Annotated in this window: 15 protein-coding genes; 7 read left to right on the forward strand and 8 right to left on the reverse strand. The window is 70.2% G+C overall.

Annotated features, from left to right (window positions below):
* Positions 1-73: 73 nt before the first annotated feature.
* The 4 genes from BZB76_RS06530 to BZB76_RS06545 all read right to left on the reverse strand — a co-directional run bounded on the left by BZB76_RS06530 (position 74) and on the right by BZB76_RS06545 (position 3,491).
* Complete coding sequence (locus BZB76_RS06530; protein WP_121433322.1) at positions 74-1,114, reverse strand: formylglycine-generating enzyme family protein; 1,041 nt, start codon at positions 1,112-1,114, stop codon at positions 74-76.
* A 3-nt stretch (positions 1,115-1,117) separates the two neighbouring features.
* Entirely contained in the window at positions 1,118-2,443 is a 1,326-nt protein-coding gene (locus tag BZB76_RS06535; protein ID WP_121433323.1) for a radical SAM protein, read from the reverse strand.
* The gene (locus BZB76_RS06540) at positions 2,436-3,068 is read right to left on the reverse strand and encodes a hypothetical protein (protein WP_121433324.1); all 633 of its coding nucleotides are present in this window, start codon (positions 3,066-3,068) and stop codon (positions 2,436-2,438) included. The genes BZB76_RS06535 and BZB76_RS06540 overlap by 8 nt, the downstream gene beginning before the upstream one ends.
* A gap of 189 nt (positions 3,069-3,257) precedes the next feature.
* Positions 3,258-3,491, reverse strand: a complete 234-nt coding sequence (locus BZB76_RS06545; RefSeq protein WP_211342851.1) for a hypothetical protein — start codon at positions 3,489-3,491, stop codon at positions 3,258-3,260.
* A gap of 241 nt (positions 3,492-3,732) precedes the next feature.
* Here BZB76_RS06545 and BZB76_RS06550 point away from each other — a divergent pair, with 241 nt between their 5' ends.
* Genes BZB76_RS06550 through BZB76_RS06560 form a run of 3 tightly spaced genes read left to right on the forward strand, consistent with a single transcriptional unit; the run spans position 3,733 to position 7,051 of the window.
* Complete coding sequence (locus BZB76_RS06550; protein ID WP_246006778.1) at positions 3,733-4,491, forward strand: carotenoid biosynthesis protein; 759 nt, start codon at positions 3,733-3,735, stop codon at positions 4,489-4,491.
* On the forward strand, positions 4,479-5,939 hold the full coding sequence (locus BZB76_RS06555) for a phytoene desaturase family protein (RefSeq protein WP_246006779.1): 1,461 nt from the start codon (positions 4,479-4,481) through the stop codon (positions 5,937-5,939). The genes BZB76_RS06550 and BZB76_RS06555 overlap by 13 nt, the downstream gene beginning before the upstream one ends.
* Positions 5,936-7,051: a glycosyltransferase family 2 protein gene (locus BZB76_RS06560; protein WP_121433326.1), complete on the forward strand. Its 1,116-nt coding sequence runs from the start codon at positions 5,936-5,938 to the stop codon at positions 7,049-7,051. Before BZB76_RS06555 ends, BZB76_RS06560 begins: the two co-directional genes overlap by 4 nt.
* Here the strand turns inward: BZB76_RS06560 and BZB76_RS06565 are convergent.
* A complete protein-coding gene (locus tag BZB76_RS06565) occupies positions 6,939-7,589 on the reverse strand; it encodes a glycerol-3-phosphate acyltransferase (RefSeq protein WP_246006780.1) in 651 nt (216 codons plus the stop codon). The two genes, BZB76_RS06560 and BZB76_RS06565, sit on opposite strands and share 113 nt — an antisense overlap.
* Here BZB76_RS06565 and BZB76_RS06570 point away from each other — a divergent pair.
* Positions 7,573-8,367 (forward strand): spheroidene monooxygenase, encoded by a 795-nt coding sequence (locus tag BZB76_RS06570; protein ID WP_211342884.1) that lies wholly within the window; start codon positions 7,573-7,575, stop codon positions 8,365-8,367. The two genes, BZB76_RS06565 and BZB76_RS06570, sit on opposite strands and share 17 nt — an antisense overlap.
* Here BZB76_RS06570 and BZB76_RS06575 read toward each other — a convergent pair.
* The gene (locus BZB76_RS06575; RefSeq protein ID WP_121433328.1) at positions 8,297-9,232 is read right to left on the reverse strand and encodes a phytoene/squalene synthase family protein; all 936 of its coding nucleotides are present in this window, start codon (positions 9,230-9,232) and stop codon (positions 8,297-8,299) included. The genes BZB76_RS06570 and BZB76_RS06575 overlap by 71 nt on opposite strands.
* On the reverse strand, positions 9,229-10,665 hold the full coding sequence (locus BZB76_RS06580) for a phytoene desaturase family protein (RefSeq protein ID WP_246006781.1): 1,437 nt from the start codon (positions 10,663-10,665) through the stop codon (positions 9,229-9,231). The genes BZB76_RS06575 and BZB76_RS06580 overlap by 4 nt, the downstream gene beginning before the upstream one ends.
* 342 nt (positions 10,666-11,007) lie before the next feature.
* On the opposite strand from BZB76_RS06580, the gene BZB76_RS06585 reads away from it, so the two are divergent.
* The 3 genes from BZB76_RS06585 to BZB76_RS34160 all read left to right on the forward strand — a co-directional run bounded on the left by BZB76_RS06585 (position 11,008) and on the right by BZB76_RS34160 (position 13,259).
* The gene (locus BZB76_RS06585) at positions 11,008-12,015 is read left to right on the forward strand and encodes a YbgA family protein (protein ID WP_121433330.1); all 1,008 of its coding nucleotides are present in this window, start codon (positions 11,008-11,010) and stop codon (positions 12,013-12,015) included.
* A 107-nt stretch (positions 12,016-12,122) separates the two neighbouring features.
* The gene (locus BZB76_RS06590; RefSeq protein WP_121433331.1) at positions 12,123-12,725 is read left to right on the forward strand and encodes a Dps family protein; all 603 of its coding nucleotides are present in this window, start codon (positions 12,123-12,125) and stop codon (positions 12,723-12,725) included.
* Positions 12,726-12,764: 39 nt separating this feature from the next.
* On the forward strand, positions 12,765-13,259 hold the full coding sequence (locus BZB76_RS34160) for a hypothetical protein (protein ID WP_147449352.1): 495 nt from the start codon (positions 12,765-12,767) through the stop codon (positions 13,257-13,259).
* Here BZB76_RS34160 and BZB76_RS06595 read toward each other — a convergent pair.
* Positions 13,186-13,524 carry an immunity 51 family protein gene (locus tag BZB76_RS06595; RefSeq protein ID WP_121433332.1) on the reverse strand — a complete coding sequence of 113 codons (339 nt, stop codon included), beginning with the start codon at positions 13,522-13,524 and terminating at the stop codon, positions 13,186-13,188. The genes BZB76_RS34160 and BZB76_RS06595 overlap by 74 nt on opposite strands.
* Positions 13,525-13,572: the final 48 nt, after the last annotated feature.

Consider the following 13,572-nt stretch of genomic DNA (forward strand, 5'->3'; position numbering starts at 1 on the left):
ATCTACGACCGCCCACCTCGTCCCACCGTCGAAAACGACATCGCGGATGGCGCCCTGCCCGAATGTGGCCCGGTTACCGGACGGGGCGACGACAGAGACGGAAGCCTATGTTGGGGGTGTACGACTCGTCGGGTGGACGGGACATGCGGAACGAGACGGTGATCGCGTCGGCGCAGTCGGCCCAGGAGCCGCCTCGCAGGACGCGTTCAGTGCCTACGGACGGGCCCTGCGGGTCATCTGCGGGTGAGTTTTCGTAGTACTCGGCGTCGTACCAGTCGGACGTCCATTCCCAGACTGAGCCTGCCATTCCGTACAGGCCGTAGCCGTTGGGCGGGATGTCCTTCACCGGTCGGATCGCGAAATCGCTGAAGTTCTCGAAGTCGCATCGCTCGGGTGTCGGCGGGTCGTCGCCCCACGGATACCGGCGGTCGGGCAGGCCGCCGCGTGCGGCGCGTTCCCATTCCGCCTCGGTGGGGAGACGGTATTGGACTCGGTCGTTCGACAGGCGCTCGCCGAGATCCGCGGCGGTCGCCCAGGAGACGCCCACCACGGGTTTGCGTTCGTAGGTCCATGGGGCCGTGTGGTCGCGGGGCACCCTGCCGAAGAATTCCGCCGGGTCCACGCTTTTCCCGCCGCCGCTCAATGTGAGATTGGGGTTGTGGGCGTGCCAGTCGATCGCGCCGGTGGTGGTGTCCTCGCAGTACTGCCAGCGGATCTGGTTCCCGATGTGCAGGGAGAACCATCGGCGGTCGTCGGCTTCCTCTTTCGGCGGGACGCCTTCGGGGGGTGGCGCCCAGCCCATGAGGTCGCAGAAGGTCCACCAGCTCACCGGTGTTTCGGCCATCCAGATGTCGCCGAGCCGCACCTCATGGACGGGGCTCTCGTCCGCGTCACCGTCCGCCGAGCCCATTCGGAACGTCCCGGCGGGGATATAGCGGAAGCGGATGCCGTGCTCGGTGACCGCCATCCGGTCGAGCAGTGCGGCGCGGGCCTCGGTCACTTCGGGGTCGGCGGGGTTCAGCGCGTACGCCTGGTCGTAGCGGGACGCGGCGTCGCGGAGTTCGCCGGTCGCTTCCAGTTCGCGGGCCTCGGTGAGGAGTCGTCGTTGGTCCATGGCTCAGCAGCACGTCCCGCCGGCGTTGACGTCCAGGATGGCGAGGGGGTTGCGCGCACCGGAACCGGCGTGGTCGAGGATCCAGGGGTCGGGGGCGTTGACCGATCCGTTGAGGACCAGCGCGCGGGCGCGGCAGCCCCCGGCGAACGCGGCGCCGCCGTCCGGTTCCGTGGACGGCAGCGCGCGGATCTCCTGGAAGCCCGCGCTGCGGTGCCAGATCTCGGCGAGGGAGGTGTCGCGGACGTTCGCCGCCACGAATTCGGGGCCGAGGAAGCTGCACGGGTTGACCTCGCCCGACACCGAGATCGAGCAGACGAGGTTCCCCGCCCCGCAGCCGTGGTTCTGCTGGACGACCGACTGCGTCTCCGTTCGTGCCCGCGGACTGAACGGGTCGATGTGGTGCAGGGAGACCGGCGCGTTCGCCTCCATCGAGGCGAGCTGGTTCAGCGCGGTGCTGTACTCGGCGAACGTCGGCATCAGGTTCATGTGCCGGGATGCGATTCCCACCGGATACAGGGGACGGAACACCGCGGTGTCGGCACCGACCTCGTGGGCGAGCCGTGCGCAGTCCTCGATCTCCGCGAGGTTCGTCTTCATGATCGTGAAGGCGAGGGTGAAGCGGGAGTGGCGGCGCAGCACCGCGAGCCGGTCCATGACCTTGGCGTAGGTGCCCTCGCCGCGCACCGCGTCGTTGGTCTCGGCGGTGGCGCCCTCCAGGCTGACGTTCAGCCACACCAGTTCGCGCCTGCCGAACTCGCGGGCGATCTCCTCGGTGATCAGCAGCCCGTTGGTGGTGACGCAGGGCGCCAGTCCGTGGTCGAGCGCCAGGTCGATGATCTGGAAGAGGTCCTTGCGCAGCAGCGGCTCGCCGCCGGTCAGGCCGAGACGGTAGCTGCCCAGCCGCGCCATCTGCGCGAACAGCCCGTCGATCTCGTCCAGGGTGAGCCGCTTCTCGCGGCGTGGCAGCTCACCCGCGAAGCAGTGCGTGCACCCGAGATTGCAGGACGAGATGACCTCCAGATGGACGGCGAGAGGCCCGGTCAGATGGTCGGACGGCACTTCGACACCGTCGAGGACCGTTCCGGCGAACCGTCCGTCCGGAGTGAAGAAACCGAGGTCGTCGAAGTGCTCGAAAAAACGCAGAAGGCGGCCGTGGCGTTCGTCGTCGGCCTCTTCCTGAAGAAGCCGGTCGATCGGACGGTCGCGCAACACGCGAAGTACGGCCGTGGTCTCGGCGTCGAACGGCAGGTACCGGGACGTTCGACGATCGAACACCAGGCAGCCGAAGTGTTCCGGAATGAGGACGAGTGGCGCACGCTGCTCAGACATCGTCGTCCCCCGTCACTTCGAAGGTCTTGCGAATCCAGACCCGCGTGGCAGGTTCGGGCACGCCGAGCCCGGCGCCGCCGTGACGTTGTGCGGCTGCGAACCGGTATTCGCCCATGTTTCGTCTGGGGTCGTTCGGCGGCTGTAGCACGTCATTGGCGACCATGGGACTCCACGTCGAGTCGTCGAAACCACTCGACTTCCAGCCGTCGCCCGGTTCCTGGACGGTGTACTTCCACGTCCCGTCCGCGGCGGACACGATGGAGACGGACGGCTCGTCCGGCCCGGTGACACGCGGCCTGGGCAGTTCTGGAGGGAAGAACGCGGCGAAGTTCAGCACCGTGTAGGCCGGATCGGCCACGGGAAGTTCGAACGCCAGCACATGCTCACCGAATGACACGACCGGTATCCCCGAAGGGGGTGGGCCCCCGTCCAGGTACATCTTGCCCTCACCGTTCGTGTAGAGCCATATCCGTAGCGGAATGCCGTTTCGAGGATTACGCCACCGCAGAACGACACCGCCGCAGCCCGCGGGAACTTCGCAGTGCCCGTACTCCTCCAGCACGTACATCGCCGACGACTTCGAGTAGCGCGACAACGAGTTGAGTTTGAGTTCGCGTTCGTCCATCAGACCCCCGTTCGTTCGACGGAGACCACCCTAATGAACGCGCGGGGCCGGCGGCGGTGTCGGCGTCAGATCAGTGCCAATCGCTGATCCGCACGTCGTGGGGTTCGGGGGCCACCCTTTCCGGTTTCCAGGAAAACGAGCGATGCCGGACGCCGATGCGGTGAAGGATGTCCGCCATTTTTCGGCCCCCTACTGTTCTTTCTCGGTTTCGCCGTCCCTGCGACGCTGGATGGTCTCGGCGATGCGCCGGATGCGCTGGAGCCGGGCGTCCCAGGCCGCGCCGACGTCGGTCATCTGGTCGACGGCGAGGGCGAGCCGGCCGTGGTCGACGTGGAACCGCCGCTCGCGTCCCGCGGTCGAGGCGTGCACCAGGCCGACCCGGTCGAGGACGGCCAGATGCTTGGCCACCGCCTGACGGGTCACCGGCAGATGCTCGCTCAGACTGGTCGCCGTCCCGCCGCCCTCGCAGGTTGCGCGACTTCTCGTCACGTCGTCGGCCGTGTGGGACGGGCTGCTTCGGGTAGCGCGCCAACGTGTGGTTTCCCGAGCGCGGCCCGGTAGGTGCTCTGGGACGCCGGTCGGCTCCGAGAGGGCAGGTGTGGGATTGATATCGCGGCGTCGCCCCCGCGCTACAGCGTGTGCAGGTACGAGATCGGACTATTTCGTGGCGTTGGGTGCCGGTTGTCTGGCGTCCATGGTCGCGGCGCAGGTCGCGTCGGGGGTGCGGCCCGACCCGGCGCGATGGACGGGCCCGGTGGTGGGGCTGCTCACCGCCGGTGCGGGCTGTTTCGCCGCCGCGCGCATCGGCGCCGGACGGGCGGCGAAGGCCGTGGGCGCGGCGCTGTCCTTGGGATACACGGCCGAGTGGGTGGGAGTACGGACGGGCGTCCCGTTCGGGCGCTACTCCTACACGAAGGTCCTGCGACCGCAGGTGGGCGGTGTCCCGGTGACGGTCGCGGCGGCGTGGGCGGGCATGGGCCTGGCGTCGCACGCGGTCGCGGCCACGCTCGTCCCCGATGGGCGGCGGTGGACGCGGGTGGCGGTCGGCGCCTCGGCGCTCACTGCCTGGGACGTCTTCCTCGATCCGCAGATGACGCGGCTGGGCCTGTGGAGATGGGCGCGCGACGGGGTGTACCGGGGAGTGCCCGCCACCAACTTCGCCGGTTGGTTGGCGGTCTCGGCGCTGCTGATGGGCGCTGTCGACTCGATCGTCGACACCGGGCAGGACGTCGCGGCCGGGTTGGTCGCGACCTACGCGGTGATGGCGGCGATGGAGACGTTGGCGTTCGCGGCGGTGTTCGAGCCGCGTGACCCGCTCGTGGCGGTGGCCGGTGGGACGGCGATGGGCGTGTTCGCGGTCCCGGCGGCGGCGCTGGCGGCGAGGCGCCGGACGACCGGACGGGGCGGCCGATGGCCGAGGTGATCGTGGTCGGTGGCGGTGTCGGCGGCATGGTCGCCGCGCTCCTGCTGGCACGGGCCGGTCACCAGGTCCGGTTGTACGAGCAGCGGGGGAGCCTCGGCGGCAAACTCGCCGAGTACAGGCGCGACGGGTTCACCTTCTCGCTCGGACCGTCGCTGCTCACCCTGCCGGACCTGTTCCGGGAGTTGGGCGTCGCGCGTGAACCGGTCGTCCTGGACGAGTTGTGCCGCTACCGCTTCGCCGACGGGTCGGTCCTACGCGCCTACAGCGACCCGGCCCGGATGGCCGCCGAGGTGGAGCGGCTGTCGCCGGGTCAGGGCGCGGCCTGGCGCGCCTTCTACGCGTGGGCCCGCAGATGCTTCGCAGTGTCACAACGGACGTTCTTCGCGGGCCCCCTCGGCCGCGGACCCTCCAACGGCCACCCCGCCGACCTGTTGGCGGTCGCACCCGGACGGACGCTGCACGGCCTGGCACGCCACTTCTTCGACGACCCCAGACTGCATCAGTACGTCGGACGCTACGCCACATATGCCGGGTCGAGTCCCTATCGGGCGCCCGCCGCGCTGGGGTGCATCCCGGCGATCGAGCACGGTACCGGCGGCTGGTACGTCCCGGGCGGGCTGCCCCGGCTGGCGGACGATCTGGCGGTCCTGCTCGCCGACGCCGGAGTGGACGTCCACGTCGACAGCCCTGTCACGCGGGTCCTGGACGATGGCGCGTCGGTGCAGGGTGTGGTGCTGGCGTCCGGAGAACGCGACGCGGCGGACGTGGTGGTCGTCAACGCCGACGCGGCGGCGCTGTACGGCCGGCTGCTGCCCGACCGTCGACGGCTACGGCGAATCGCCGGGCTCGGCATGTCGTCCTCGGGCTTCCTGATGGTCGCGGGCGTGGACGGCCGGACCGACGGGCTGCCACACCATTCGGTGATCTTCTCGGACGACTATCGGCGGGAGTTCGACGCCATCTTCCGGCATCGGGTCCCGCCGGAGGACCCGACCGTGTACATCGGCTGTTCGGCGGTGGACGACCCGTCCCAGGCACCGCCCGGCGCGGAGAACCAGACGATGCTGGTCAACGTCCCGGCGGGCGATCCGGCGCGGTGGCCGATGACCCCGGAAACGTACCGTGACCTGGTGCTGGAGCGGTTGGCGCGGCGCGGCCACGACCTGTCGGGACGGCTCCGGTTCGTGGACCTTCTCACGCCCGCCGACCTGCGGGACCGGTACGGATCCTGGGGCGGAGCGATCTACGGCGCCGCGACCCGGGGACGGTCGGCGCCGCTGCGCCGTCCGGGCAACCGCGGGCCTCGCCGCGGCCTGTACCTGGTGGGCGGTTCGGTGCATCCCGGGGGCGGCCTCCCGCTGGTGGCGATGGGCGGCCGCATCGTGGCCCGCATGGTCGAGGAGGACTTTCCGTCCGTCCGACCGGGACCAGCGGGAGCACGGTCATGAGGGCGTCGACCGCAGCCCAGACGGTCGCGGCGCTGGTGGTGGCGGCGCGGCTGGCGCGCGGACGGAACCGTCCACCGCCCCTGACCACGCCTCCACACCGGCGCCCGCGCCCGGCTGAGCCGATCTCGGTGGTGATCCCCGCCCGGAACGAAGAGCACCGGATCCGGGAGTGCGTGGTGCCGCTGCTGGCCGATCCGGCGGTACGGGAGGTGATCGTCGTCGACGACCAGTCCCGCGACGGCACCGCCCGAGTGGCCGCCGGGCTGGGCGCGACCGTCCTCACCGGCACCGAACCGCCCGCGGGTTGGGTGGGCAAACAGTGGGCGCTGAACCAGGGACTGCACGCCGCGAAGGGGCCCGTCGTCGTCCAGTTGGACGCCGACGCCCGCCCCAGAACCGGCCTGTGCACGGCGCTCGCCGACCTACTCGACGACTGTGACCTGATCAGCGCCGCCCCCCGCTTCATCACCGGAAACGGCCTGGAACAGGCCCTGCACGCGTCGTTCCTGACCACCCTGGTGTACCGCTTCGGCCCGATCGGCCCGGCCGCGCGCTCTACCGGCCGCCTACTGCTCAACGGTCAATGCCTGGCCTTCCGCAAGGACGCGATGACCCGGGCCGACGGGTTCGCCCGAGTACGCGGCCATCTCACCGACGACGTGGCCCTCGGAAGACTCCTGGCACGCGACGGCTGGCGGGTCTCGTTCGTCGACGCGGGCACATTGCTGGAAGTCGACATGCACACCGGAACCGGCGACGTGTGGCGCGAATGGGGCCGCTCGATCGCGTTGCGGGACGTGACCTCCCCGATCGGCCTGACCGGTGATCTGGCGGCGGTATGGCTGACCATGGCGTTGCCGACGCTGCGCCTTCTCGCCGGACGTCCCACACCACTGGACCTGGCCCTGCTCGGGCAGCGGCTCCTGCTCACGATCCCGCTACGCGGCAGCTACAGCACCCCCGGCCCCGGGCTGCTGCTGTCGCCCCTGCTGGACGCGGTCACCGCCGTCCGGCTGACGCTGTCCACACTGCGTCCCGCCACGACCTGGCGTGGCCGCGCCTACGCCGCGCCCGCTCGGCGAGAGCGGCCTGCCCGAAGCGCGCGCCGATGAAGGTCATCAGCATCCCGGTGCCCGCCACATGCGCGGCGGGCGCGAACGGCAGTTGCAGCGCGGGCAGGGAGAACACCGCGACCCGCGCGCCCTTGGCGAACGAGCCGGTGGCCGCGGTGGTGACGCCCAACAACCCGAGTCCGAGAGCGAACGCCGGTGGGCAGATGACGGCCATACCGCCGACGAAGGTCAGGACGCAGCGTCCGCCGCGACGTCCGGCGAACAGCGGCCAGGCATGCCCGGCCATCGCCGCCCCCACCGCCGCGTACACCGGGACGACGCTACTTTCATGGACCCGCCCGCCCTGCCCGATCCGTCCGCGGCTGACCGCCAGGCCGAGCAGCCCCGCGGCGGTCCCTTTGAGGAGGTCGCCCGCGAACACGGGCGCGGCCGAGCGGACGCCCAGCCGTTGCATGACGTTCCAGAAGCCGGGATTGCGGTCGCCCACCGAGCGCGGGTCGAATCCGTGGGCGCGCCCGACCAGGACCGCGACCGGCACCGAGCCGAGCAGGTAACCGCCGATGACCGGGACGAACACGGATGTGACGGGAACGGGCGTCATCGCTTCCTTCCATCTCCTCAGGTACGCGCACCTGGACGCCATGCGGCACATGGCGTTCGACCGCCCGAAGCTGCGCGCGACCCCGGGACTGTCGTTCTGGCGGCTGCTGGGCACCGGCCGGGGCCGCTCCATGAGCCTGGGCGCCGACCTGCGCCGATGGGCGCTGTTCGCGGTCTGGGACGACGAGGCCGCGCTGGCCGAGTTCTCGGCGCGCTCCGCGGTGGCGAACCGGTGGCGTGCCGAGGCCGAGGAGGCCTGGCATGTGCGGCTGCGGCCCCTCTCCTCGCGCGGACGCTGGGGCGGCCGTGACCCGTTCAACGCACTCCCGACCGCGCACCCACCGGCGACCGCCCCCCTGGCAGTGCTGACCCGAGCGTCCATCCGTCCACACCGGCTGATGGCGTTCTACCGCGCAGTGCCCGAAGTCGACCTCTCCCTGGCCGACCAGGACGGCTGCCTGGCCTCCATCGGCGTCGGCGAATGGCCCCTGGCCCGCCAGGCGACGTTCTCGCTCTGGTGCAACGAAACTGCCATCAACCGGTTCGCCTACCAAGGCGACGCCCACCGCGACGTGATCGGACAGGTCCGCAGACACGACTGGTACTCGGAAGAACTGTTCGCACGATTCGTCCCCTACGAAAGCGAAGGAACCTGGGACGGCCGTGACCCGCTGCGCGGCCACCTCAGTTCCCCATCAAGGGCGGGCGCCGCTCGGCGCGAGCGGCGGCGGACGCGGCCACCAGATGCCGTGTGAAGATCGCGGCCCGGCGCCGTCGCGGCACCCGTGCCCTCCCCGCGAGCACGTCATGATCGGCCGCGGCGATCCGGTCGAGGATGCCGCCGTACAGCGTCACCGCGGCCCGGATGCAGGGGCGCGACGACGGGACGAGCATCTCGATGCCCTCCCGTGCCCGCCGGTAGTGGACGCGGGCGCGCTCGATCTCGAAGGCCACCAGCTCGCACACCGCGCGGGTGGCGCCGCCGCGGGCCAGTTCGGCCTCCTCGACCCCGAACTTCGCCATGTCCTCCAGCGGCAGGTAGATGCGGTCGCGGGCCATGTCCTCGGCCACGTCCCGCAGGAAGTTGGTGAGCTGGAACGCTCGTCCCAACTCCCGGGCGGGCTCCCGCGCGCTCCGCTCCGCACCGGGCACCGTCTCAAGCACCGGCAGCATCATCAACCCGATCGCGGCCGCCGACCCCTCCATATAGACCAGCAGGTCCTCGTAGGTGTCGTAACGGGTCACGGTCAGATCGGCGCGCATCGACGACATGAAGGCCCGGATATCGCCGTGCTCGATGCCGAACGACCGCACCGTATGGACGAACGCTGGCAGCACCGGATCCTGGACCATCTCCCCGGCCAGACTCGCCTCCAGCCGGGCCGCGACGCCGTCCACGGCCGCCGCCCGCTCGTCGGGGGACTCGGGACCGTCATCGCCGGACGCGTCCACGATGTCGTCGACATGCCGCGCGAACCCGTACAGGGCATGCACATGCCTTCGCTTCCAGGCAGGCAGCAACAGCGTGGCCAGGTAGAACGAGCGGCCATGGGAGGCATTGATCCGACGGCAGTGCTCGTAGCTGGCCGTCAACGTCACCGGGTGCGTGGTCGTCGTCATCGGCTGCCCTCCAGGATCCGGGCGGCGGCCAGCCGACCGGAGATCAACGCGGGTGGCACCCCGACTCCGGGGGCGGTGTGCATCCCGGCGAAGTGCAGGCCGGGAACCCGGCGGCTGCGGCCGGACGGACGCAGCCACGCCGTCTGGGTGAAACGGTGGTCCAGCGCGAACGGCGTCCCCGCCGAATGCCCCGACCGCGCCCACGCCGGCGGATCGAACGTCAACCGTGGCCGCCCCGAAAGATCGCCGTACCCCAGTTCGGCGAGACGGCCGAGCAGCCGGTCCTCGAGCCGCGGGGTGAGCCGGTCCCAGTCGGCGCCGGACACCAGGTTCGGGACGGGTTCGAGCACACTGAGCGCGGCCTGCCCGGACGGCCCGTCCACATGCGTGATCAACAGGCTGGGATCGGGTTGTGGACGCCCGGCCGCAAGCGCGTCGAACGTCGACTTCCACGCCCGGCCGAACCGCAGGGTGTGATGGGCGTGTCCCGGTATCCGCCGCTCCAACCCGAAATGCATGACCAGGCAGGACGGCGAGTAGCGGGGACGGCGAAGCCGCCAGTCGTCCGCGAGATCGGGCAGCAGCTCCGCCTGGGCGCGCACCCGATCACAGGCGATCACCACATGGCTCGCCGCGATCCGCTCCCCGGTGTCCAGCCGCACCGCCCGCACCCCGGCGCCGCCGGCCTCGACCCGCTCGGCGCGCACGCCGTACCGCAGCTGCGCCCCCGCCTTCTCCGCGACGTCCGCTAGGGCCCGCGGGATGGCGTGCATGCCTCCGTCAGCGGGGAAGTACACCCCGCCGACGGTGTCCATGTGCGCCACCACCGCATAGATCGCCAGTGCCTGATGCGGCGCGAGCCCCACGTACAGCGACTGGAAGGTGTGCGCCCTGATGAGCCGCTCGTCCCGCAACTGCCCGGCGACGAACCGATCCAGACGCCGGAAACCGCCTGCCGCGGCCAGTTTCAACAACGCGTACGGACGCGCCATGTCGCGCAACCGGGTCATGTCGGCGTCGATGAACGACGCCCACTCCGCCTCGAACATCGCGCCCAGCCGGCGCCGGAAACGCAGGTATCGGGTGGCCGCGTCCGGTCCGCACAGCACCCGCACGTTCTCGGCCATCGCCAGGGCGCCCGCCACGACGTCCAACTCGGAGCCATCCGGATAGGCAAGCCGATAGAAGGGATCCAGGCGCCGCAACGGCACCCACCTGTCGATCTCCTCACCGGCCGCGCCGAACGTCGCCGCCAGCACGTCCGGCATCGTCAACACCGACGGACCGGTATCGAACCGGTAGGGCCCCACCTCGGCCGTTCCGCAACAGCCCCCGGGCTCGTGCGCCGCCTCGACGACCATCACGTCCCGTCCACCCGCCGCGAGGTGAATCGCCGCCGACAACCCCGCCAGCCCGGCACCAACGACCACCACGGGCGACGCGTTCGACCGCCCGTCCATCAATGCCGCCGGCCACACAGCGGCGCGCGGCGGCCCGGGTCGCCGGCGCCCCTCACCAGGAACAAGCGCGCGGTACGGCCCCGCCGAGCGGCCACGGTCCACCGCCCCACTTGTGAAGAATGTTGATCATTGTCCCTCCTCAGGGTTCATCGCCCCGTACCCCACACCCGCCCTCACATGCGCCGTCCGACGAACCTTTGCCCCACCGGACGCCGGCTCCACTTCCCACACCGCACAGGCCGAATGACCCCGGACAAGTCGGGCATGGTTGCTGAAATAGCCCACCGGCGGAATGCGCGGATTGCGAGAAACACCATGACCACGACCACCACGACCAAGGCAGCGCCGCGCCCCGGCGCCCGGGAGCACCCGCGGCCCCGGCTGGCGGTGTCCAGCTGCCTGCTCGGCGCCCCCGTCCGCTACAACGGCGCCCACAGCCGCGACCGCTTCCTCACCGGACCACTGTTCCGGCACATCGACTGGATCCCCGTCTGCCCGGAGATGGAGATCGGCCTCGGCGCACCGCGTCCCACCATGCGGCTGCGCACCGACGGACACATCGTCACCAAGGACGAGACCGCCGACCACACCACCGCCATGACCGCCCTGGCGGAACGCAGGATCCCCGACCTGGCCGACGTCGACGGCTACGTGCTGAAGTCCCGCTCACCCAGCTGCGGACTGTCGAGGCTGCCCCGTTACGCGTCCGGCCGGCAGGGCGAACGCACCGACGGCCAGCCGGTCGACCGCGACGGTCGCGGCGTCTTCGCCTCCCTGATCCGCGCCGCCCTGCCCGACCTGCCCACCGAGGAGGACGGACGCCTCAACGACCCCGTCCTGCGCGAGCACTTCATCGAGCGCGTGTTCGCCCACGCACGGCTGCGCGAGTTCTTCGCCTCCGACTGGCGCCCCCGCGACCTGGTCGCCTTCCACAGCCGCCACAAGATGCAACTCCTCGCCCACAGCCCCGACGGCTACCGCGAGACCGGACGGATCGTCGCCCAAGCCGGCCGCCGCCCCCGCCCGGACCTGGAGAACGACTACCGCCACGCCTTCACCGCCACGCTCGCCGTCCGCGCCGGCCGCGGCCGCCACACCAACGCCCTCCAGCACATCCTCGGCCTCATCAGCGACGACCTCGACCCGACCCGGCGCAATGACATCGTCACCGCGATCGGCTCCTACCGCCAGGGGCTGGCCCCGCTCAGCGTCCCGATCGCCCTGCTCCGCCACCACGCCGAAGGCGAACACTTCGGCTACGCCGCCGACCAGACCTACCTCGCGCCGTTCCCCGACGACCTCGTCCTCCGCCACCATCTGTGACGACGCCCATGCTTTGGCATCTCATATAAGTGCTCTGGGATGTCCTTAAGCCATTTCAGGGGACGGTACGACCACTCGCTCGCCCACGACTTCCAAGGAGCACTCGCATGGCGTCCAAACGCTCGTCCAGCACCCACTCCAGCCAGCCGTGGCTGCACGTGGACGGTACGGAAATCCAGAAGTTCGGCACCATGCGGATGTTCCCGCTCGGACTCTCCCGGGACGCACGCGAGTACTCCTGCCAGCGCCTCAACCAGATCCTGGCGGACAGCCAAATCCTCTACAGCCTCTACAAGAAGCACCACTGGCTGATGCGCGGCCCGACCTTCTACCAACTCCACCTGCTCCTGGACAAGCACGCCGGGGAACAACTCGAACTGGTGGACACGATCGCGGAACGCGTCCAGACCCTGGGCGGCGTCGCGGTCGGAGACCCCCGCCATGTCGCGGAGATCACGGTCATCCCCCGTCCACCGAACGGCGCCGAGGAGGTCCCCGCCATGCTGTCCCGCCTGATCGAGGCACACGAGACGATCCTCGTGGCCAGCCACGACGCGGCGGCCAACGCCCAGAAGCTGGGCGACGACGGCACGAACGACCTCCTCGTCTCCGAAGTCATCCGCACCAACGAACTACAGGCGTGGTTCCTGATCGAGCACCTCGTCGACACCCCACTCGTCGAACGCCCAGAACACTCCACCCGCCACTGACGGCCGCCCCCACAAATCGGAATTCCGTACCATGCCCGCATGGTCGATAAGGGCGGCACGGCGGGAGACGAACCGCTCACCGACGGGATGGCCCTGTCGGTACGACTGCGACGCGACTTCACCGTCACCGACGCCGACCGTCTCCTCACCGCCGCACGCCGCATCTACCGCGAAATCAATCCGGGCACCACCGCCGACGAAGCCACCGAAATGGTGACCTGCGCCGCGGACGCGCTGTTCGTCATCCTGGAACAGGCCGGCCTATTCGGCGACGCGACGGACGGCCGACTCTCCGGTTACACCGCCGACGGCCTGGCCATCGGCGGGTGGCGTGCGCAAGTCATACCCAACGAACCGGCCCCCTGTCACCCGAGCCCAAGAGCAACTGTTTTCGCGGTGACGTCTTCGCGCTTCCCGACGACTGAGCACAGCCGACCGCGCGGTCAAAAAGGGCCGGTCGTCAATCATCGAACTCGAAGCCGCTACTCTCCGCCGAGGCGACAAGCCCACGCATTCGATCGCCATCGGCGATGACGGCGAGCATCACCTCGGCCAGCTCTTGAAGTGCGGCCCGATCCTCCCCGTAGGCACAGAACATGCCGGCCTCAGGGTCGTACGAGAAGCGCCCGTCAAGGTCCGGCGCCTCCGTCTTCACCAGGAACCGCGCGACACCCTCCCAGAAGTACCCGTTGGGCTCATGCCCAAGTTGTGCAACGAGCCCGTCCACCTTGGTCGTCCCGGCGTCCAGCAACAACGAGAACTTCCCGGACCTGGTCTCAACCAACCGCAAAGGAGTCACCAGCGCACCCTCGCACTCCCAAGCCGACCCGGCAACTCACCGAAGCGC

The sequence above is a fragment of the Actinomadura pelletieri DSM 43383 genome (genome assembly GCF_003634705.1).
Taxonomy (GTDB): domain Bacteria; phylum Actinomycetota; class Actinomycetes; order Streptosporangiales; family Streptosporangiaceae; genus Spirillospora; species Spirillospora pelletieri.